We start from the raw sequence: 19,055 nt of genomic DNA on the forward strand, positions 1-19,055 counted from the left end.
TCTGCAACACAGCGCATAACACAACAACAAGACGTAAGAACGAGGACGCACGGCACTAAAACGAACCCTTGGAGCGATCATGACGAATACAGAATCAGCTTCCGGTAGCCAGCATTCGCCGCACAACACGCACGCCACGGCCTCGGCTGGCGCGTCCACCGCCACGAGCACGCCGCACAAAGCCGGCGACCAGCCGTTCTTCGACCCGGTCGCCTATGGCAACGGCCCGGACGATTCGGTTACCGATACAGTCGAGACGGCCGCGGTCACGCATCATTCGGTGACGATCGGCGGGCACAACATCAACTACACGGCGACCGCGGGCCACCTGGTGATCGTCGATCCGAGCAGCTCGCAGCCGTCGGCGAGGATGTTCTACGTCGCGTTCACGCAGGACAACCAGAAGGAAGAGACGCGGCCGGTCACGTTCTTCTATAACGGCGGACCGGGGTCGTCGTCGGTATTCGTGCTCCTTGGCTCGTTCGCGCCGCGCCGCATCAAGACGTCGATGCCGGGTTTCACGCCGCCCGCGCCGTATTCGCTCGAAGACAATCCGGACAGCCTGCTCGACAAAAGCGACCTCGTGTTCATCAACCCGGTCGGCACCGGGTATTCGGCGGCGATCGCGCCGAAGAAGAATCGCGACTTCTGGGGCGTCGATCAGGACGCGGACTCGATCAAGCAGTTCATCAAGCGGTTTCTGACGAAGAACAACCGCTGGAATTCACCGAAGTATCTGTTCGGCGAGTCCTACGGCACGGCACGCAGCTGCGTGCTCGCGTACCGGCTGCACGAGGACGGCGTCGATCTGAACGGCATTACGCTGCAATCGTCGATTCTCGACTACACGCAGTCGGGCAACCCGGTCGGCGCGCTGCCCACGGCGGCCGCGGACGCGTGGTATCACAAGAAGCTCGGCGTCGCGCCGCGGCCCACCGATCTCGGCACGTTCGCCGAGGAGGTCGCGCAGTTCGCGCGCACCGACTACCTGGCCGCGCTGCGCAAGTTCCCGACCACCGACACCGCGACCGTCGAAAAACTCAGCGAATACACCGGCATCGACAAAACGACACTGCTCGCGTGGAGCCTCGATATCGCCGGCTACGACAGCCGCGGCAATTCGCTGTTCCTGACCACGTTGCTGAAGTCGCAAGGCCTCGCGCTCGGCGCTTACGACGGCCGCGTGACCGCGATCGACACCGGCATCGCCGGCAAGATCGACCCGAACTCCGGCGGCAACGATCCGACGATGACCGCCGTCACCGGCGTCTACACGACGATGTGGAACGTGTATCTGAACGAGCAGTTGAAGTACACGTCGAACTCGTCGTTCACCGACCTCAACGATCAGGCGTTCAAGTACTGGGATTTCAGCCATATCGATCCGACCGGCGCGCAGAAGGGCGTCGACTCGAAAGGCAACATCATTCTGTACACGGCCGGCGACCTCGCGGCCGTGATGGCGCTCAATCCCGACCTGAAGGTGCTGTCGGCGAACGGTTTCTACGATTTCGTCACGCCGTTCTATCAAACCGTGCTCGACCTGCAGCAGATGCCGCTGGTCAGTCAGCAAGTGCGGCAGAACCTGTCGGCGCGGTTCTATCCATCGGGGCATATGGTGTATCTCGACGGCGGTTCGCGCACCGCGCTGAAAGCCGACCTCGCAAAGATGTACGAAGAAACGGTGTCCAACGCGCAGGCGCTCGGGCGGATCCGCGCGCTGCAGGCGCGGGTGGCGAAGTAGTGGCGGTGGCCGGGTGTCGCGGCTCATCGCGACGTGGCGCTGTGTCGGTATGCTCTGGCTCGCGGCGGTTGCCGCGAGCCGGCAAAGGGCGCGCTGCCATGTCCGGCTTTTGGACTCATCCAGATTGAATGTGTTTTAATTGCCTTGCGAATTGAACTACCGCGTGCCGCCGCCGGCGCGCAGACGAATGAACGCAGGCATCGCAGACACGCATCGGCGCGGTCTTTCCCGCGACACCACCAGCAGCAATGACGCGGCCAACGTGCCGGGGCTCGGGCGCAAAAGCGTCCTTCGCCCGCGCGTGCGCATCACGCGACATGCGCTGCTCGTTACCGTCGGCGCACTGCTCGCGCTGCGCATCGCAGACGCCGCCGCGCAACCGAGCGACGTCCTCGACGACCGTGTGACCCAGCAGTCGATCGGCCAAACGATTTGCCGCGCCGGTTATGCGGAAACCGTCGCGCCGCCGTTCGACGAACTGATGGCGCGCAAGGATCGCATGCTTGCCGCGCGCGGCATCGATGTGGATGACAGCGCCGCGTTCGCGCTCGATCGGCACGTGCCGATCATGCTCGGCGGATCGCCCGATGCGCCAGCCAATCTCGATCTATTGCCGTGGGCCGGCCCCCAGGGCGAGCGCCGCAAGGCGCGCGCGGCGGCGATGCTCAAGCGCTGCGTCTGCGAAGGCAAGCTGAGTCTCGCGCGGGCGCAAGCGGCGATCGTCGGCAACTGGTCGGCGGTGTATGCGGGCTTTGGCCAGGCGTCCTGCGACGTGAGCCGGCTGGACGTCGCGACCGGCGACGACGGCGTCGACAGCGAAGACAGCCGGCGCGGCGACGCGCATGAGCGCGAGCGTTGAGCGCATCCGCGCGCTTGCGCAGTCGGCGCGGAGCCACGGTTCGCTGCCCCCTCATTTTTTCGGAGAAACACGATGTCCCATTTCCGTCTCGCCGCCGTTGCGCTGACGATCGGCTGCCTGAGCGGCAGCGCCGCCGCGGTTGCCGCGGTTGCCGCGGCGCCCGCGCATTGCGCGCGCGCCAATGAGCTCGAGATTCGCGGCGACGTGCCCGCGGCGCTCAGCTTCGACGTGTATCGGCAACTGCGCCCGCTGAGTGCGCGGCGAATCGCGCTGTTCGAGGCCGCCGGCGAGGTGAAGCGTCTGCCCGACGGTCTGCCGGTTTGCCAGATCGCCGACGACGGGGTCGACGATCCTTCCGCTGTGCTGGTCCGTCTGCCGCACGGTAAGAATGCGTGGTGGGTGAGCGCGGCGAACGTGCAAGCGGCGGACTGATCGGCCGATCCGCCCGTCTTTGCCCACGTCCCGCGTCGGATGCCTTTGACGATACCTCTGCGCGCCGGGCATGCAAGGTGCTGAAGCAGCCGATGTTTTCCAGGATTGGCGCGACTGATTCAGGTACAGTGCATCGACGGGGACGGTTTCGCCGTTGCCTACGACACTGCGTCACAGTGTGTTCGCGGTCGAAGCGGGCTATCCTGACAACAGGATGAAATTTGCACAGGAGATTGGAACGATGGCCTTCTTTTTGTCATTGCTCGCTATGGGGTTGGCCGGCGCGACCGGCTTCGTCGCACTTCGCGCACTGGCCGCGGCTCAGACGAAGCAGCGTACTGCGCTGCGACCAGTGTGTATCGCCAGCTCTGACCGACGGACGGACCGCCAGGCAGGGCGAGGATAGTCCGCATGAACCTGACCGTGCGCAATATCGCCGAATCGTGCAGCGAGCAGGACGTGCGGGAATTTTTGACGCGCGAACTCGGCCACTACGCGAAACACGTCGAGGTGGTGGACGCCGGCAAGCCTAGCGCCTACGCGACGGTAGAGCTCGACGCGAGCGTGCCGTATGTCGGCGACGTGATCGCGCGGCAGATTCACGGCAAGCATCTGGGTGGTCAGCCGCTCGAAGCGAGCGCCGATCTGTTCAGCGACGAGCCGCCGCCGGAGCAGCGAGCGCCGTAGGCGGCGCAACAAGCTTGATTCTTTTCGAAGGCGGTGGACCTGCGCGCGACGTCGCGCCGGTCCACCGCCTTTATTCGTTTGAGAGCCCCTACCGCTGCCTCGTCATTGCCCATCCGGCGACGCCGGCCAGTCGAACGGGGTGTACGGCAGCGCCCGCTTGTGACGCGTCGCGTTGTAAAACTGCAGGACCACGTCACGCACGGTATCGCTGACTGGCTTGCCTTCGAGAAAATCGTCGATCGCGTCGTAGGGGATGCCGTACGCGTCTTCGTCGGGACGAAGCGGCCGCAGCATCTCGAGGTCGGCGGTCGGCACCTTGTGCGCCAACGCGTCGGGCGCACCGAGCCTATGCGCGACCGCGCGCACGCGGCGCTTGCTGAGCCCGGCGAGCGGCAGCACGTCGGCGCCGCCGTCGCCGAACTTCGTGAAGAAGCCCATCACCGATTCGGCCGCGTGGTCCGTGCCGATCACGACGCCGGCGCGCGCACCCGCCACCGCGTATTGCGCGATCATTCGCTGGCGCGCCTTGATATTGCCGTGCACGAAATCACGCTGCGATTCGTCCTTGAACGACACACCGCTTTTATCGAGCGACTCGAGCATCGCATCGGCGGCAGGTTGGATATCGATAGTCAGATTTTCGTCGGCGCAAATGAAACGTAATGCCTCCAGTGCATCCGCTTCATCGCGTTGTTTGCCGTAAGGCAGACGGACGGCGACGAAACGCGCGTCGTAATGGTTCCCCCGCAAACGCTCGACCGCGAGTTGCGCGAGACGTCCGGCGGTCGTCGAATCGACGCCGCCGCTAATGCCGAGCACATAAGTTCTCAGGTGGCTGTTGCGCAGATAGTTCGCCAGAAAACCGACCCGGCGCTCGATTTCGCGGCTTGCGTCGAATTCGGCGGTGACGTGCATTTCGGCCGCGATGCGGGCCTGGCGGGCGGCGGAATCGGATTGAGCCATGATCGTCGTTGTCCTCGCGAGAGAAAAAGCGAATGAAAGGGCTTGAGTATCGGGATGGGCCGCCGTATTCGGGCGATCTTTCGTCGAATGAAATCGGCCTTCGCTTTTGTAGCCTGATTTTTCCGATGGCCGATTTAATTGCGAATTAATTGCATTTTCACTGATACGTCGATTGTCGACACATAGCCAATCGTTTTTAAAGAGATTGCAAGTTAGAGGGTATATTCATCGACACGCCTCCATTCGCTGGGTAACATCGATCGTACCGAACGCCGCAGGGATCCGGCGTGTCAATCAATAATAATCATGTTTGTTTCGGGACGCGATGAGACACCCAGATCGGCCTGGCCAGCCTGGATTGAACCGCCTGAGGATTTGTGCGGGGATGTACGCAGCCGTCATATTGGCAGTTGCCGGCGCGATGGCGGCGCAGGTTCATGCAGCGGTGCTCGGTACTGCTCAGTTGCCTGCATCCGCAACAACAGCGGCGCAGACGGTGAATCTGACTACTGCGGCCAAGGCGTGGAATGGCGCGAGTCAGCCGGTGGGCACGATCGACGCCGCCACCGTCGCCGCACCCGACGCGGCCGGCATCGTCGATCCGCGCCGCGCGTTTCTGCTGCGCAACGTATTCGCGCAGGACGTGACGCGCCGGCTCAGACTGCCCGTCGCGGAGCAGCGTGCGTACGCCGACCGTCTGGAGACGGCGCTCAATGAGAACGAGCTTGGCAATCTGTCGGGCGAGTACGTGGTGCTCGTCGATCGCAATGCGAACGTGCAGGCGCTGCTGATTTTCTTCCGCCCGGTGCCCGCCGACAACTGGCAGATGATCGGCGCATCGCCGGTATCCACCGGACGGCCTGGCGAGTATGACCACTTCATCACTCCGCTCGGCGTGTTCGAACATACGCCCGACAATATGGATTTTCGCTCCGAGGGCACGGAGAACGAAAACCGCATTCGCGGTTATGGCCGGCGCGATATGCGCATCTTCGACCTCGGCTGGGCGCAGGGCGAGCGCGGCTGGGGCAAGGGCGGCATGTCGCAGATGCGTTTCCAGATGCACGCGACCGACCCCGATCGGCTAGAACCGCTGCTCGGTATTCGCCATTCGAAGGGCTGCGTGCGGATTCCCGCGTCGCTGAACACGTTTCTCGATCACTACGGGATTCTCGACGCGGAATACGAGCAGCTCGTCGATTCCGGCCAGTCGTTGTGGGTGCTGAAAAGCGATCGGCAGATCATGCCGTGGGCGGGGCGTTTTATCGTCGTCGTCGATTCGCAGCGCAAGGGCCGTCCAGCGTGGTCGCCAACACCCGGCGCGGTCGCGCGCGCAAAAATGCCCGCGCACGCGGATACGGCCGACTGACGGGCGCCTTGGCCCTTGTCGCAAGACCAGCGCAGGGCGCCCGTCACGACCTCGCCAGCAACACGCCAGCCAGCGCGACCGCAAAGCCGGCAATCTGCACCGGCAGCAGCGTCTCGCCGAACCCAAGATAGCCTTCGAGCGCAGCGAGCGGCGGCGCGAGAAACAGCAGCGCGGTCGCGCGCGAAGCATCCCCGCGCCGGACCATCCAGACGAGCAACGTGACGCTGATGCCCGACAGCATCACGATGCCCCACGCGAGCGATGCCCACAGCGTCGGCGAGCCGATCCAGCGATGCTCGCCGAGCGCGAGCGCCAGCACCCCCGCGACGACAGCCGCACCGACGTTCTGCACCGCGCTCGCGCTGCGAATATCGGCCCTGGCGAGCGAGGTCTTCTGGAACAGCGTGCCCGCCGTGATCGCCCCCACCGCGACGATCGATATCAGCACGACCAGCCACGCCGGCGCGTTGCCGTGCGTGGGCGGCGTCGCGGCAGCGAGCTTCGGTGCGAGCACCAGCACGACCCCGGCGAGGCCGACCGCCATGCCGCTCCAGCCTCGCCGCGACAAGCGCTCGCCGAACAGCGGCGCGGCGACGGCGGCGGTCGCGAGCGGCTGGAGCGCGCCGAGCAAGGCCATCACGCCCGCGCTCAGACCTTGCGCGACGGCCCAGTAGCCGGCGCCGAGATAGACCCCTTGCAGCAGTGCGCCGGCGGTCAGGTGCTTGCCGAAGTCGCGTCCGGTCGGCCAGGCCGAGCGCGCGACGAGCGCGGCCAGCGCGAAGATCAGCGCGGTGCCGCCGAAACGGGCCAGCAGAAACAGATTCGGATCGGCGTAAGGCGTGATCGCGCGGGCGACCACGAAACCGGTCGACCACAGCACGACGAACACGGTGGCAACAAGGGTGGCGAGCATCGAGGCGGAGGGTGTGAAAAAGCCGCCATGTTGGCGGCACGGGCGGCGCGCGTCTTGTTCAAAGCTGCAATGCGCGCGGGACCGTCACCATGCGAGCAGCGTCATCCCCGCTCCGAGCACGCCGCCACAGACGGCGCACGCCCACAACAGCCAACGCGTGCGCCGGTATTCGCGCGCGAGATCCGCAAGCAGTTGCGCATTCTGCTGCGGCGTGCCGGCGCGATCGTGCTGCTGCAGATAGCGCACCGCCAGTTGCGGCACGCGCGGCAGCATATGCGCGAGATGCGGCAGTTCGTGTGACAGTCGCTTGAGCCAGCCGCGATGATCGAGATCGCGTCGCGCGATATCGGCGAGCACGCCGCGCGCGATGGTCCATGTATCGACGCCAGGATGCAGCGCCCGCGCGAGCATCTCGGCCTGCTGGAACGAGCGCTGCGCGGTCGCGAGCTGGCCCGGCACCTGGCCGTCGAACGGTTGCACGCCGTGCAGCAGATGATGAAACAGCGAACCCGCGGAGCGATCCTCGGGCGCCGCCGCGAAGTGCGCTTCGGCGCGCGTGCGCAGCTCGGCTTCGAGCATCTCGGGGCGCGTGTCGTCGGGCACGTGGCCGGCCTCGCGATGCATGTCGGCGAGCCGCCCGTAGTCCTGGTCGAACAACGCGGTCGCGCCGTGCACGAAGAACTCGCGCTCGCCGCTCGACAACGTCGCCATGATCGAGAACTCCGCGAGCACGAGGCGCCCGAGCGTGTCCGGCTCGATGCTGACGCGCACGCGGCGCGCATCGAGCGTCGCGTGGAAGAAGCCATGCTCGAAGGCCTGCTCGGTGACCACCTCGACGATATGCGCGGCGAGCGGCGCCAGCTTGATGCCGTGCGCGTGCAGAGCGGGCAGGTCGCTCGCGGGCAGCGTACTGATGCGCTGCATCGTCAGCGTGTGGTCGGTGCACAGCTCCCAGATCACGTCCGGCACGACGATGCGCTTGTCGCCATCGAAATGGTGGCCGGTCTGGCTCAGGTTCGCGGCTTCGGCTCGCAGGTCGAAGCGGCGCAGGATGTCGTCGGTGAAGGTTTGCGCGAGCGCGCGCAACTTCATCCGGCGCGCGACGCGCGACAGCTTTTCGAGCCAGCGCGCGACCCAGCGCAACAGCGCGAGCTCATCGCCGATCTGTTGCAACTGTTGCGCGCGCACGAGCTTGACGGCGACCTCGTGGTGACCTTTGACCGGCACCGCGAGCCGCGCGAAATGGGTCTGCTCGGCGAAGCCGCTGCTTACCGGCACCAGGTCGACCGCGCTGAACAGCTCGCCGAGCGGCTGGCCGAACGCGCGCGTCAGGGCCAGCGCGGAGTCGTCCGGCGACAGCGGCAGTTCCATGTGATCGATGGCGTCCAGCGCGTCATGCAGCGTGCCGCTCGCGAGCTCGGGGCGAGCGGCGAGCGTCTGCGCGAAGCGGCTCGCGAGCGGACCGAGCGCGGGCAGCAGGCCATGCAACTGCGCGCCGCTGCGCTCCGACGCATGCACGCGGCCGATCAGCTCGATCATCCAATGCAGTTTGTGGTCGGGCGGGGCGGCGAGCCAGATCAGGCGCGCGCCGTAACGCAGCGCATGGAACAGCAGCAGTAGACGGCGAAACAGTGGCGGCATCGGCGGTTCGGTTGACGGGCGAGGCGTTGTGCGCGGGACTCGGCCGGGCGGTGCCGTGGCGTTCGCCGCATGGCCGAAGAGTCCAGCCGTCAAGGTTAGCAGGTCGGCGCGGTGGCTGGCGTGTTGGTGCGCAAGGTCGGCTCGATGCAACCCGAGCACGCCATCAACGCGCCATGAGCGCAACCTGCGCGCCCGCACCAACAACGCCCAATACGCGTAATACAATACGGCGGCCTTCCTCAACCACGGCGCACAGATGCTCGCAGAACAACGTCATCAATACATCCTCGCGCAAGTCGCAAAGAACGGCGCGCTGTCGGTCGCTGAACTGGTGCGCGAACTGAACGTATCGCGCGAAACGATCCGCCGCGACCTCAACGCGCTGGCCGGCCGCGGCCTGCTCGTGACGACCCACGGCGGCGCGCTGTCGAGCGATCGGCGCGAGCCCGATCTCGATACGCGCGAAGCCGAGAACGCTGGCGCCAAACGTGCGATCGGCGAGCGCGCGGCCGAGTTCGTGCCGGACGGCGCGTCGCTGATCATCGATTCGGGCAGCACCACGCAGGCGGTCGCGCGGGCGCTGCTCGACCGGCATCGGCTGACGGTCTACACGAACGACTGGCGCATCGCGCTGCTGCTCGGCCGACGCAACGACAATCGCGTGACCCTGCTCGGCGGCGAGCTGTCCGATATCGAGGACGCGACCTTCGGACTCGACACCGTCCACCAGATCACGCAGTACCACGCCGATTTCGCCTTCATCGGCGCGGGCGGGATTTCCCCGGACGGCTATCTGACCGACTACAGCCGCATGGCGGCCGAAGTGCGCAGCCGCATGATCGCCGCGGCCGACCTGGTGGTGGTCGTCGCCGATCATTCGAAGTTCGGACGCGTGACGCCGGTGCGCATCAACGGTATCGAGTCGGCGCGGTATCTGGTTACCGAACTGGCGCCCGAGCGCGCGCTGGGCAAGGCGATCACCGCGCACGGTCCGGAGATTCTGGTCGCGTGAGACGGCTACTCGCGCTGGACGCCATTCCGCACCCGCCAAAATCTAACTAAAAAAAGCCGCGGGTTTCGCTCCAGATTTTGAAACGGCCGGGCACAATACGCGCCGTTGTCAGGACCGCGTCGACCACAGCGGAGGCAACCGCCGGGAACGCTACGAGCACGGGCAGCGCGCCGCGCAAGCGCTGCGATCCGGAGCAGCGCCGCCCCTCCGCAATTTTCTCGATGCGTCGTGCATACATCGTCATTTTCGCCATGTACGATCCACACGGGATCGGCGCGCGGGGCTCCGTTTTTGGGTGGCGCGACGAATTCCATCGGTTGGCTTGAATTGGCAATTTGTGTCTTTTTTTGGAATTCGGCAAAATCGTCACGGCCCTGTCATCGAAACCTGTGATTCTTGCCGTGCCCGCTCAGGCGCGGCAGGCAGCGCTGGTGTCGGAGGCAGGCTGTCAGTCAGGCTGGGCGAGAAGCGGCAAAGTTGTCGGCAATCTGCAATCTACGACAGACCGGCGCGGCAACCGCAGCGGGCAACACGCAAGCGGCGCGTGCCGCCGTTCAATCACTACAGGTATGGGGTTATCCCGACCGTCTGGTTTTTAGCCTTTCGGAGAGAGCGACATGAAAAAGACGAATTCCCTTCACGCCGCGGCCGGTCTCGCGCGCAAACTGCTGCCGGCGCTGGTTGCCGCGGCAGCGTTCGGCGGTGCCGCGATGCAGGCCCATGCGGCCGACGCCGTCGTGCTGTACACGGCCGACGGCCTCGAAAATCTGTACAAGGATGTGCTGCCGGCCTTCGAAAAGAAGGAAGGCGTGAAGGTCAATATCGTCACGGCGGGCAGCGGCGAAGTCGTGAACCGCGCGACCATCGAGAAGGATCAGCCGAAGGCCGACGTGCTCGTCACGCTGCCGCCGTTCATCCAGCAGGCCGACCAGAACGGTCTGCTGCAGGCGTACCAGAGCGCCAACTACAAGAACGTGCCGGCCATCGCGAAGGCGCCGAACGGCGCATGGGCGACCTTCGTGAACAACTACTTCTCGTTCGCGATCAACCCCGAAGTCACGAAAAATCAGCCGAAGACGTTCGCGGACCTGCTGCACCCGGACTTCACCGGCAAGGTCGCCTATTCCAATCCGGCGACCGCCGGCGACGGCATGGCGGTGATCATTCTGACCTCGTCGCTGATGGGCGAGGACCAGGCGTTCGACTATCTGAAGAAGCTCGAGCAGAGCGCCAAGTTCCACACCAAGGGCACGGGCTATCTCGACGTGCTGCTATCGCGTAACGAGATTGCGGTCGCCAACGGCGATCTGCAGATGGATCTCGACGACGCGGCCAACGGCGGCCTGTCGCTGAAGCCGGTGTTCCTCGCCGCTACGCCCGGCGGTCAGCCGACCACGTTCCAGCTGCCGTACGCGATCGGGCTGATCAAGAACGGTCCGAACCAGGACAAGGGCAAGAAGCTGATCGACTACCTGATGTCGACGGAAGTGCAATCGAAGGTGCCGGACATCTTCGGCATTCCGGGTCGCAGCGACGTGCCGCTCGCGGGCAAGAACGGCGAAACGGTCAAGCAGGCGATCAGCGGCGTCAAGCTGATTCCGGTCGACTGGAATCACGTGATGGCGAAGAAGGCCGACTGGACCGCGCGCTGGAAGAGCGACGTGATCGGTTCGTCGGGCAAAGAGACCGAAGTGGTCAAGCCGAAGTAAGTGACTCAGATAAGCAACGTTTGACGTTGTCGATTCAGGCGGCGCTTCGCAGCTACTGCGCGGCGCCGCATCAGCATTAATTCCGTTGGAGGACGACCCCGGTGAATACGGCCAGTCTCGCTCACCCCACCGCGCCTGGCGCTCCGCTGGATGCGCTCGACGCCGCGCGTCTGGACGCGCCGGGCGCCGCCGCGCCGGGCGGCGTGCAGATCGATCACCTGACGGTGCGCTTCGGCGCGCGCACGGTGCTCGACGATCTGTCGTTGACCATCCAGCGCGGCGAGTTGCTCACCGTGCTCGGCCGCAGCGGCTGCGGCAAGACGACCTTGCTGCGCTTCATCGCGGGCTTCATCGAGGCGGACGGTCTGGCCGGCACGCTGACGGTGGCCGGCCGCGATCTGACGCACGTGCCGCCGCACAAGCGCAACCTCGGTCTGCTGTTCCAGAGCTACGCGCTGTTTCCGCATCTGACGGTATTCGAAAACGTCGCGTTCGGTTTGCGCGCGCGGCGGATTCCGGCGCGCGACGTCGCGCGCCGCGTCGCCGAGGCGCTGAAGCTCGTGCAGCTCGGCGACTCCGGTCACGTGATGCCGGCGCAACTGTCGGGCGGCATGCAGCAGCGCGTGGCGCTCGCCCGCGCGCTAGTGATCGAACCCGACGTGCTGCTGCTCGACGAACCGCTGTCCGCGCTCGATGCCAATCTGCGCGCGTCGGTGCGCTCCGAACTGAAGGCGCTGCATGAGCGCCTGCCGAATCTGACGATCGTCTGCGTGACGCACGATCAGGACGACGCGCTCGTACTGTCGGACCGCACGCTGCTGATGCGCGATGGCCATATCGCGCAGCTCGGCACGCCGCAGCAGCTGTACGACACGCCGGTCGATGGCTTCGTCGCGCGCTACCTCGGCGCGGCCAATCTGCTGCCGCCGCAGGTCGCGTTCAGCATGGACGACGCGCGCTACAGCGAGCGCGACCGTGTCGCGTGTCTGCGTCCGGAGGCGCTGCGCATCGTGCCGCTCGGCGAGGGGCAGTTGCACGGCGCGATCGCGTCGGTCGAATGGTATGGCGCGGCCTTGTCGGTATCGGTCGTGCTCGATGCGCTGCCGAACGATCCCGTGCTCGTCACGATGCAGCGCGGCCTCGGCATGACGCCGGAGAAGGGCGCGCGTGTTTCCCTGCGTTACGAGGCTGGCGATGTCGTCCTTATCAAGCCCTGATACGTCCAATCCGCTCGACCTTGCAGCGCAAGCCGAGCTCGAAGCCGCCGCCGCACGCCGTCTGGCGAGCGCCGCGGCGCATGCGGCCGCGGTGAAGCGGCGCGAGCGCCTCGCGCAATGGCATCTGCTGTTCATTGCGGTCGTGGTGCTGGGGCCGCTCGTCATCTATCCGCTGGTGCGGCTCGTGATGCTGAGTCTGACCGGCGCGCACGGCCTGTCGGGTCACGCGTACGTGACGTTCTTCGGCAACCCAGAAACGCGCGGCGTGATCGGCACCACGCTCGGCATCCTGTTCGCGAGCGCGAGCCTGGCGTCGCTGCTCGGCGTGGCGCTCGCGTCGCTGCTGTTCTTCAAGCCGTTTCCGGGCGCGCGCATGGTCACGCGCTTTCTCGAGCTGTTCGTCGCGTTCCCGTCGTTTCTGGTCGCCTTCACGCTGATCTTTCTGTACGGCTCGCAGGGCTCGGTCAGCATCGGCCTGCAGCGGCTGTTCAATCTGCAGGCGCCGCCGCTCGACTTTCTGTTCGGCATCGGCGGCGTGATTCTCGCGGAAGTGGTGTTCTATACGCCGTTCGTTGTGCGCCCGACGCTGGCATCGTTCGCGCTGCTCGACCAGCGGCTGATCGAAGCCGCACGTAGCCTGGGCGCGAACGGCCTGATGGTCGCGTTCAAGGTGATCCTGCCGCTCGCGTGGCCGGGCATCGCGGCGGGCACGATTCTGTGTTTTCTGCTGACGTTGAACGAGTTCGGCATTCTGCTGGTGCTCGGCAGCGCCCATCTGATCACGCTGCCGGTCGCGATCTATAGCGCCGCTACCGTCGACCTCGATCTGCCGACGGCCGCCGCAGGCGCGGTCGTGATGCTGCTGATGTCGTTGTCGCTGTACGCGTTGTACCGGCGCGTCAATAGTCGCAAGGTGAAAGGAGCCGGTCATGGCCGTTGAACTCGATCCGACCGTGCTGCCGGTCATGCACAAGAAGGGCCGGCCGGTGCGGCACAGCCTCGTCGTGCGACTGCTCGGCGGTCTGTTTCTCGGCTTCGCCGCGCTGCTGTGCTTCTGGCTGTTCGTGCTGCCGGTGCTGGTCGTCGCGCTGTCGAGCGTCGCGTCGCACTGGTCCGGCACGATCCTGCCCGACGGCTTCAGCATGCGCTGGTTCGAGCGCCTCAGTTCGAGCGACTTCGACGCGCTGATCACCAGCCTCGAAGTCGGGATGGGCGTCGCGGTGCTCGGCACGTTCCTCGGTTTGTGGCTGGCGCTCGCGCTCGAAGGGCGCGACCGCCGCGGCCTCGGCGCCATCGTCGACACGATCGCGATGATGCCCAACGGCGTGCCGAGCGTGGTGCTCGGCCTCGCGGTGCTGATCGCGTATCACAAACGGCCGCTCGACCTGTCGAGCTCGGCGGCGATCGTCGTGTTCGTGCAGCTCGCGCTGGTGCTGCCGTTCTGCTATCGCTGCGCGGCCGCCGCGTTGCGCCCGGAGCTGACCGTGCTGCGCGAAGCGGCCGCGAGCCTCGGAGCGCCGCCGTCGATGGTGCTGCGCCGCGTCGTGTTACCGCAACTGGTACCAGCGATCCGCGCGAGTCTCGCGCTCGGTTTTGCGCTGTCGCTCGGAGAACTGGGCGCGACGCTGACCGTTTATCCGCCGGGCTTCGCGACGGTGCCGATCGTCGTCGTCGGGCAGGTGGAGCGCGGCTATTACCTGCCGGCTTCCGCGCTATCGCTGATTCTGCTGCTGGTCTCGCTGGTCGCGCTGCTGCTGATCGCGGCGCGCGCTCCGCGTCGCCGGATCGACTGACCGGGCTGAGCCGGCTGCTCGGCAGGCGATTTCCTTGATCTGAAGCATGCACGCCGACCGGTGAGCATTCGATGTCGATGTGGCAAAATTTGTCAAAATGACCGAATATATGCACTCTGCTTCCGTCGATCCGATCGAGGTCGTGCGCCGCCATTCGCTGACGACGCTGGTGCGCGACGAGATCGAGCGGCATATCGTCGACGGTACGCTGGCGCCGGGCGACAAGCTCAACGAAGCCGATTGGGCGGGGCGGCTGCAGGTGTCGCGCGGGCCCGTGCGCGAGGCGTTTCGCGCGCTGGAGCAGGCGGGGCTCGTGCGTACCGAGAAGAATCGCGGTGTGTTCGTGCGGACGGTGTCGCTTGCGGAGGCGGACGAGATTTACGCGGTGCGCGCGGTGCTCGAAGAGGCGGCGTGCCGGATGCTCGCGGCCAGCATCGATGCGGGCAAGCTCGCGTTGCTGCGCGATTGCGTCGATGCGATGCGCGCCGCGCTCGCGTCGCACGATCACGATGCGTATGCCCGCGCGAACGTCGCGTTTCACGATGCGCTGGTCGCGGCGGCGGGTAACTCCAAGTTGTACGACACGTATCGCAGGCTCGTCAGCGAGTTGAGCCTGTTTCGGCGAGCGGCGCTGGTCGTGGAAGGCGATGCGATGGTGCGCTCGCTCGCAGAGCATCGCGCGATTCTGACCGCGCTCGCGTCGCGCGATGCGGAGCAGGCCGCGCAGTTGATGCGCGCGCATGTGCAGGGCGGCTTGCAGCGCGCCCATGCGGCATGCGACGCGGCGGGTGATGCGGCGCGCGAGCAGCGCATCCCGGCAACCGCGGGCGCGGCCGGCTCGCGCGGGCGATGAGGCCTTGGCAATGACAACCCCTGGAATGGACAACCACGCGATGACACACCCCGAGCAACGCACGATCGAAGTCAACGGCCGGAGCTATCGGCTGCCTTCGCAGCCGACGGTCGTCGTCTGTGTCGACGGCTGCGAGTTCGAATATCTGGAAGCGGCGGTCGCGGCCGGCGTCGCGCCGTTCATCGGTTCGATGCTCGAGGGCGGCGCGGCGTTTCGCGGCGACTGCGTGATTCCGTCATTCACGAACCCGAACAACCTGTCGATCGTGACCGGCGTATTGCCGTCCGTGCACGGCATCTGCGGCAACTACTTCTGGGACACCGGCGCGAACAACGGGGCGGGCGCCGCGGTGATGATGAACGACCCCGCCTACCTGCGCGCGCCCACGCTGCTCGCGGCCGCCGCCGACGCGGGCGCCGCGGTCGCCGTCGTCACCGCGAAGGACAAACTGCGCGGGCTGCTCGGCTGGCAGTTGAAGGGCATCTGTTTTTCGGCGGAGAAAGCCGACAAGGTGACGGTCGACGAAAACGGCATCGACGACGTGCTTGATCTGGTCGGTCTACCGTTGCCGGACGTGTATAGCGCGGGGTTGTCGGAATTCGTGTTCGCGTCCGGCGTGCGGCTCGCGCAGACGCGCAAGCTCGACCTGATGTATCTGTCGACGACCGACTATATCCAGCACAAATGGGCGCCCGGCACCGAAGGCGCGAACGCGTTCTACGCGATGATGGACGGCTATCTCGCGAAGCTCGACGCGCTCGGCTGGGTGATCGGCCTCACCGCCGACCACGGCATGAACGCGAAGCACGATCCGCAAACCGGCGAGCCGAACGTGATCTATCTGCAGGACCTGCTCGACGACTGGCTCGGCGCATCGACCACGCGCGTGATTCTGCCGATCACCGATCCGTACGTCGTGCATCACGGCGCGCTGGGTTCGTTCGCGACCGTCTATCTGCCGCGCGAGCTCGATGCCGCGTCGGTGATTGCGCGGATCGGCCGCCTGCCGGGAATCGAAGTCGTGCTCGACCGAAACGCAGCGTGCGCGCGCTTCGGGCTGCCCGAGGATCGCATCGGCGATCTGGTCGTGATCGGCACGAAGCATGTCGTGCTCGGCACGCGGCGCGACGAGCACGACCTGTCCGGCCTCACCGTGCCGCTGCGCTCGCATGGCGGGATTTCCGAGCAGGAAGTGCCGCTGCTGTTCAACCGGCGGGTTCATCCGACGGCCAGCGGCAGCGATGGCAAGCGGCTGCGCAACTTCGATATCTTTGATATCGCGCTCAATCACGTGTCGACATCATGAACCCGGTGCTGCGGGACCATCCGGCGTTCCGCGTAGAAGCGCTGAGGCTGGGCGGCGAGCGCGCGACGCGCGACCGCACGCTCGACGTATTCGATCCCTATACCGGCATGCGCGTCGGTACCGTGCCGGTCGCCAGCATCGACGATGTGCGCGCCGCGTTCGACTACGCGCTCGCGTATCGGCCGACGCTGTCGCGCTACGAGCGTTCGCAGATTCTCGAGCGGGCGGCGGTGTTGCTGCGCGAGCGCATCGAACAGGCGTCGGATCTGATCTCGCTGGAGTCGGGGCTGTCGAAGCAGGATTCGCGCTACGAGATCGGCCGCGTCGCCGACGTGTTCCGCTTTGCGTCGTTCGAGGCGTTGCGCGACGACGCTCAGAGTTTCTCGTGCGATCTGACGCCGCATGGCAGGAAGCGTCGCGTGTTCTCGCAGCGCGAACCGCTCGCGGGCGTGATCGTCGCGATTACGCCGTTCAATCATCCGATGAACCAGGTCGCGCACAAGGTCGCGCCGGCCATCGCGACGAATAATCGCGTGGTGGTTAAGCCGTCGGAGAAGGTGCCGCTGTCGGCGCTTTATCTGGCCGATCTGCTGTATGAGGCGGGGCTGCCCGCGCCGATGCTGCAGGTGCTGACCGGCGATCCGCGCGAAATCGCCGACGAGTTGATCACGCACGCATCGGTCGAACTCGTTACGTTTACCGGCGGTGTCGCGACCGGCAAATACATCGCGACGAAGGCTGGGTACCGACGTGTCGTGCTGGAGTTGGGCGGCAACGACCCGCTGATCGTGCTCGACGACGCCGATCTCGAGCGTGCGGCGACCCTTGCGGTGCAGGGCTCGTACAAGAACTCCGGGCAGCGCTGCACGGCGGTCAAGCGGATGCTCGTGCAGCAGCGCGTCGCGGCCGAGTTCACGGAGCGGGTCGTCGAGAAGACGCGCGCGTGGACGTTCGGCGATCCGTTCGATGCGTCGAACCAGATGGGCACCGTGATCGACGCCGCCGCCGCGCAGCTATTCGAGGCGCGCGTGAACGAGGCGGTGGCCGCGGGGGCGCGCCTACGCATTGGCAACGAGCGCAGCGGCGCGTTGTATGCGCCGACCGTGCTCGACAACGTCGATCCGTCGATGACGCTCGTGCGCGAGGAAACCTTCGGGCCGGTGTCGCCGATCATCGCGTTCGAGACGCTCGACGATGCGATCCGCATCAGCAACGGGACGCCGTTCGGGCTGTCGTCGGGCGTGTGTACGAACCGGCAGGACGCGATCACGCATTTCATTAACGAGCTGCGCGTGGGCACCGTCAACGTGTGGGAAGTGCCGGGCTATCGGATCGAGTTGACGCCGTTCGGCGGCATCAAGGATTCCGGGCTCGGTTACAAGGAAGGCGTTCAGGAAGCGATGAAGAGCTTTACCAATCTGAAGACGTTTTCATTACCTTGGGAGTGACCCGTGGCATTGAGTGTCGATGATATCCGTGTGCTTTTTGAGCGGCACGGCAGCCTCGCATATAGCGGCGAGCCGGTGACGCAGCTGGAGCATGCGTTGCAGAGCGCCGCGCTGGCCGAGGCGGAGGGCGCGAGCGACGAACTGGTCGCCGCGGCGTTTTTGCACGACCTCGGACATTTGCTGAACCTGCAAGGGGAGACGCCGACGGAACGGGGTGTCGACGATCTGCATCAGTATTTCGCCTTGCCGTTTTTGCGACCGGTGTTGTCGGATGCGGTGCTGGAGCCGATTCGTCTGCACGTCGACGCAAAGCGCTGCCTGTGCGCAATCGACGCCACGTATTTCGGCCAGCTTTCCGCCGATTCGGTGCGAAGCCTGGAATTGCAGGGCGGGATCTTTAGCAGGGAAGAGGCGCAGGCATTTATGCAGAAGCCGTATGCGGAAGACGCGATGCGTTTGCGCCGATGGGACGATCGCGCGAAAGAGAAGGATCGCGCGACGCCGGGGATCGACCATTATTTGGCCGTCGTTGAGCGGGCGATGCGCGCGCATGAGACTGCGTGACTCGAGGTGTTTTTAGGGCGCGGCAGATTGCGCGCGGAGCGTCAAAATATCGCTTGCAAGTCGCGATGGCGGCGACTAGAATTCCGCTCTTTCGTGCTCCGGACGCCGGGGCGCGGGGAAGCGGGAAGCCTTTGCTGGCGAGGGCTTCAGCGGCGTGGGCAGGTTAAGCAAGTGATAAAAACCTGTTGACGATCCGGCGGAAGTTCTTCATAATCTCGTTTCTCTGCTGCAGACGCAGCGACGCAAACGAAGCAGTGCCGGGTAGTGGTGGTTCAGGCGCTGCGGGTTTCGCGGATCGATCTTTAAAAACTAACAGCCGATAAGTGTGGGCGCTTGATGCGGAATGCGGCGGCGGATTCTCCGGGGTCTGCTGCAAGGCAAAAGTATCAGAAGCCTCACACAGTATTAGAGGAAGGTTTATCTGTCGAAAGACGGATTGATCATCGTCAGTACGTTGAGTGAGCGACCGGTTCATAACTGAACCGAAAACAGTAACAGGTTTGAACTGAAGAGTTTGATCCTGGCTCAGATTGAACGCTGGCGGC

The 19,055-nt window shown here is 65.4% G+C and carries 19 protein-coding genes; 14 read left to right on the plus strand and 5 right to left on the minus strand.

What is annotated here, in order from left to right:
- The first annotated feature begins 79 nt into the window (after positions 1 to 79).
- From GCT19_RS21035 to GCT19_RS21055, 4 genes are all read left to right on the plus strand, one after another.
- Complete coding sequence (locus GCT19_RS21035; protein ID WP_152853015.1) at positions 80 to 1,744, plus strand: S10 family peptidase; 1,665 nt, start codon at positions 80 to 82, stop codon at positions 1,742 to 1,744.
- Positions 1,745 to 1,931: 187 nt separating this feature from the next.
- The gene (locus GCT19_RS21040; RefSeq protein ID WP_152853016.1) at positions 1,932 to 2,603 is read left to right on the plus strand and encodes a hypothetical protein; all 672 of its coding nucleotides are present in this window, start codon (positions 1,932 to 1,934) and stop codon (positions 2,601 to 2,603) included.
- 72 nt (positions 2,604 to 2,675) lie between these two features.
- Positions 2,676 to 3,035 carry a hypothetical protein gene (locus GCT19_RS21045; RefSeq protein ID WP_018435720.1) on the plus strand — a complete coding sequence of 120 codons (360 nt, stop codon included), beginning with the start codon at positions 2,676 to 2,678 and terminating at the stop codon, positions 3,033 to 3,035.
- A 411-nt stretch (positions 3,036 to 3,446) separates the two neighbouring features.
- The gene (locus tag GCT19_RS21055) at positions 3,447 to 3,722 is read left to right on the plus strand and encodes an RNA-binding protein (protein WP_018435718.1); all 276 of its coding nucleotides are present in this window, start codon (positions 3,447 to 3,449) and stop codon (positions 3,720 to 3,722) included.
- A 102-nt stretch (positions 3,723 to 3,824) separates the two neighbouring features.
- Here the strand turns inward: GCT19_RS21055 and nadE are convergent, their stop codons facing one another.
- Positions 3,825 to 4,685, minus strand: coding sequence for an ammonia-dependent NAD(+) synthetase (gene nadE / locus GCT19_RS21060; protein WP_152853018.1), 861 nt, complete (start codon positions 4,683 to 4,685; stop codon positions 3,825 to 3,827).
- Positions 4,686 to 5,070: 385 nt separating this feature from the next.
- Between nadE and GCT19_RS21065 the strand changes: the two genes are divergently transcribed.
- Positions 5,071 to 6,054 (plus strand): L,D-transpeptidase, encoded by a 984-nt coding sequence (locus GCT19_RS21065; protein WP_152853019.1) that lies wholly within the window; start codon positions 5,071 to 5,073, stop codon positions 6,052 to 6,054.
- A gap of 43 nt (positions 6,055 to 6,097) precedes the next feature.
- Here GCT19_RS21065 and GCT19_RS21070 read toward each other — a convergent pair whose 3' ends face one another.
- Complete coding sequence (locus GCT19_RS21070) at positions 6,098 to 6,967, minus strand: DMT family transporter (protein WP_152853020.1); 870 nt, start codon at positions 6,965 to 6,967, stop codon at positions 6,098 to 6,100.
- An 84-nt stretch (positions 6,968 to 7,051) separates the two neighbouring features.
- Positions 7,052 to 8,608, minus strand: coding sequence for an ABC1 kinase family protein (locus tag GCT19_RS21075; protein ID WP_152853021.1), 1,557 nt, complete (start codon positions 8,606 to 8,608; stop codon positions 7,052 to 7,054).
- Positions 8,609 to 8,864: 256 nt separating this feature from the next.
- On the opposite strand from GCT19_RS21075, the gene GCT19_RS21080 reads away from it, so the two are divergent.
- Positions 8,865 to 9,620, plus strand: coding sequence for a DeoR/GlpR family DNA-binding transcription regulator (locus GCT19_RS21080; RefSeq protein ID WP_013091450.1), 756 nt, complete (start codon positions 8,865 to 8,867; stop codon positions 9,618 to 9,620).
- 46 nt (positions 9,621 to 9,666) lie between these two features.
- On the opposite strand, the gene GCT19_RS21085 is transcribed toward GCT19_RS21080, so the two are convergent.
- Entirely contained in the window at positions 9,667 to 9,873 is a 207-nt protein-coding gene (locus GCT19_RS21085; RefSeq protein WP_152853022.1) for a hypothetical protein, read from the minus strand.
- A 364-nt stretch (positions 9,874 to 10,237) separates the two neighbouring features.
- On the opposite strand from GCT19_RS21085, the gene phnS reads away from it, so the two are divergent.
- The 8 genes from phnS (at position 10,238) to GCT19_RS21125 (ending at position 18,510) form a co-directional block, all read left to right on the plus strand.
- A complete protein-coding gene (gene phnS, locus GCT19_RS21090; RefSeq protein WP_018435711.1) occupies positions 10,238 to 11,329 on the plus strand; it encodes a 2-aminoethylphosphonate ABC transporter substrate-binding protein in 1,092 nt (363 codons plus the stop codon).
- Between the two features lie 101 nt (positions 11,330 to 11,430).
- Positions 11,431 to 12,546 (plus strand): 2-aminoethylphosphonate ABC transport system ATP-binding subunit PhnT, encoded by a 1,116-nt coding sequence (phnT, locus tag GCT19_RS21095; protein WP_321576842.1) that lies wholly within the window; start codon positions 11,431 to 11,433, stop codon positions 12,544 to 12,546.
- Positions 12,524 to 13,486 carry a 2-aminoethylphosphonate ABC transporter permease subunit gene (locus tag GCT19_RS21100; RefSeq protein ID WP_018435709.1) on the plus strand — a complete coding sequence of 321 codons (963 nt, stop codon included), beginning with the start codon at positions 12,524 to 12,526 and terminating at the stop codon, positions 13,484 to 13,486. Before phnT ends, GCT19_RS21100 begins: the two co-directional genes overlap by 23 nt.
- On the plus strand, positions 13,476 to 14,339 hold the full coding sequence (gene phnV / locus GCT19_RS21105; RefSeq protein ID WP_013091454.1) for a 2-aminoethylphosphonate ABC transport system, membrane component PhnV: 864 nt from the start codon (positions 13,476 to 13,478) through the stop codon (positions 14,337 to 14,339). The genes GCT19_RS21100 and phnV overlap by 11 nt, the downstream gene beginning before the upstream one ends.
- Before the next feature lie 97 nt (positions 14,340 to 14,436).
- On the plus strand, positions 14,437 to 15,192 hold the full coding sequence (locus GCT19_RS21110) for a phosphonate utilization associated transcriptional regulator (protein ID WP_152853023.1): 756 nt from the start codon (positions 14,437 to 14,439) through the stop codon (positions 15,190 to 15,192).
- Positions 15,193 to 15,217: 25 nt separating this feature from the next.
- Positions 15,218 to 16,498, plus strand: coding sequence for a phosphonoacetate hydrolase (gene phnA, locus GCT19_RS21115; RefSeq protein ID WP_193727432.1), 1,281 nt, complete (start codon positions 15,218 to 15,220; stop codon positions 16,496 to 16,498).
- Entirely contained in the window at positions 16,495 to 17,946 is a 1,452-nt protein-coding gene (gene phnY, locus GCT19_RS21120; RefSeq protein ID WP_152853024.1) for a phosphonoacetaldehyde dehydrogenase, read from the plus strand. The genes phnA and phnY overlap by 4 nt, the downstream gene beginning before the upstream one ends.
- Before the next feature lie 3 nt (positions 17,947 to 17,949).
- A complete protein-coding gene (locus GCT19_RS21125) occupies positions 17,950 to 18,510 on the plus strand; it encodes a phosphonate degradation HD-domain oxygenase (protein WP_176137796.1) in 561 nt (186 codons plus the stop codon).
- A 163-nt stretch (positions 18,511 to 18,673) separates the two neighbouring features.
- Here the strand turns inward: GCT19_RS21125 and GCT19_RS42840 are convergent.
- Positions 18,674 to 19,055: hypothetical protein (locus GCT19_RS42840; RefSeq protein WP_193727430.1), on the minus strand; the 382-nt coding region annotated here is incomplete at its 5' end.

Source organism: Paraburkholderia atlantica (assembly GCF_009362785.1).
In the GTDB taxonomy this organism is placed as follows: domain Bacteria; phylum Pseudomonadota; class Gammaproteobacteria; order Burkholderiales; family Burkholderiaceae; genus Paraburkholderia; species Paraburkholderia atlantica.

Excerpts from the sequence above, each read along its gene's own strand:
- GCT19_RS21035 (WP_152853015.1), top strand. The coding sequence starts at position 80 with ATGACGAATACAGAATCAGCTTCCGGTAGCCAGCATTCGCCGCACAAC.
- GCT19_RS21040 (WP_152853016.1), top strand. The coding sequence starts at position 1,932 with ATGAACGCAGGCATCGCAGACACGCATCGGCGCGGTCTTTCCCGCGAC.
- GCT19_RS21045 (WP_018435720.1), top strand. The coding sequence starts at position 2,676 with ATGTCCCATTTCCGTCTCGCCGCCGTTGCGCTGACGATCGGCTGCCTG.
- GCT19_RS21055 (WP_018435718.1), top strand. The coding sequence starts at position 3,447 with ATGAACCTGACCGTGCGCAATATCGCCGAATCGTGCAGCGAGCAGGAC.
- nadE (WP_152853018.1), bottom strand. The coding sequence starts at position 4,685 with ATGGCTCAATCCGATTCCGCCGCCCGCCAGGCCCGCATCGCGGCCGAA.
- GCT19_RS21065 (WP_152853019.1), top strand. The coding sequence starts at position 5,071 with ATGTACGCAGCCGTCATATTGGCAGTTGCCGGCGCGATGGCGGCGCAG.
- GCT19_RS21070 (WP_152853020.1), bottom strand. The coding sequence starts at position 6,967 with ATGCTCGCCACCCTTGTTGCCACCGTGTTCGTCGTGCTGTGGTCGACC.
- GCT19_RS21075 (WP_152853021.1), bottom strand. The coding sequence starts at position 8,608 with ATGCCGCCACTGTTTCGCCGTCTACTGCTGCTGTTCCATGCGCTGCGT.
- GCT19_RS21080 (WP_013091450.1), top strand. The coding sequence starts at position 8,865 with ATGCTCGCAGAACAACGTCATCAATACATCCTCGCGCAAGTCGCAAAG.
- GCT19_RS21085 (WP_152853022.1), bottom strand. The coding sequence starts at position 9,873 with ATGGCGAAAATGACGATGTATGCACGACGCATCGAGAAAATTGCGGAG.
- phnS (WP_018435711.1), top strand. The coding sequence starts at position 10,238 with ATGAAAAAGACGAATTCCCTTCACGCCGCGGCCGGTCTCGCGCGCAAA.
- GCT19_RS21100 (WP_018435709.1), top strand. The coding sequence starts at position 12,524 with ATGTCGTCCTTATCAAGCCCTGATACGTCCAATCCGCTCGACCTTGCA.
- phnV (WP_013091454.1), top strand. The coding sequence starts at position 13,476 with ATGGCCGTTGAACTCGATCCGACCGTGCTGCCGGTCATGCACAAGAAG.
- GCT19_RS21110 (WP_152853023.1), top strand. The coding sequence starts at position 14,437 with ATGACCGAATATATGCACTCTGCTTCCGTCGATCCGATCGAGGTCGTG.
- phnA (WP_193727432.1), top strand. The coding sequence starts at position 15,218 with ATGGACAACCACGCGATGACACACCCCGAGCAACGCACGATCGAAGTC.
- phnY (WP_152853024.1), top strand. The coding sequence starts at position 16,495 with ATGAACCCGGTGCTGCGGGACCATCCGGCGTTCCGCGTAGAAGCGCTG.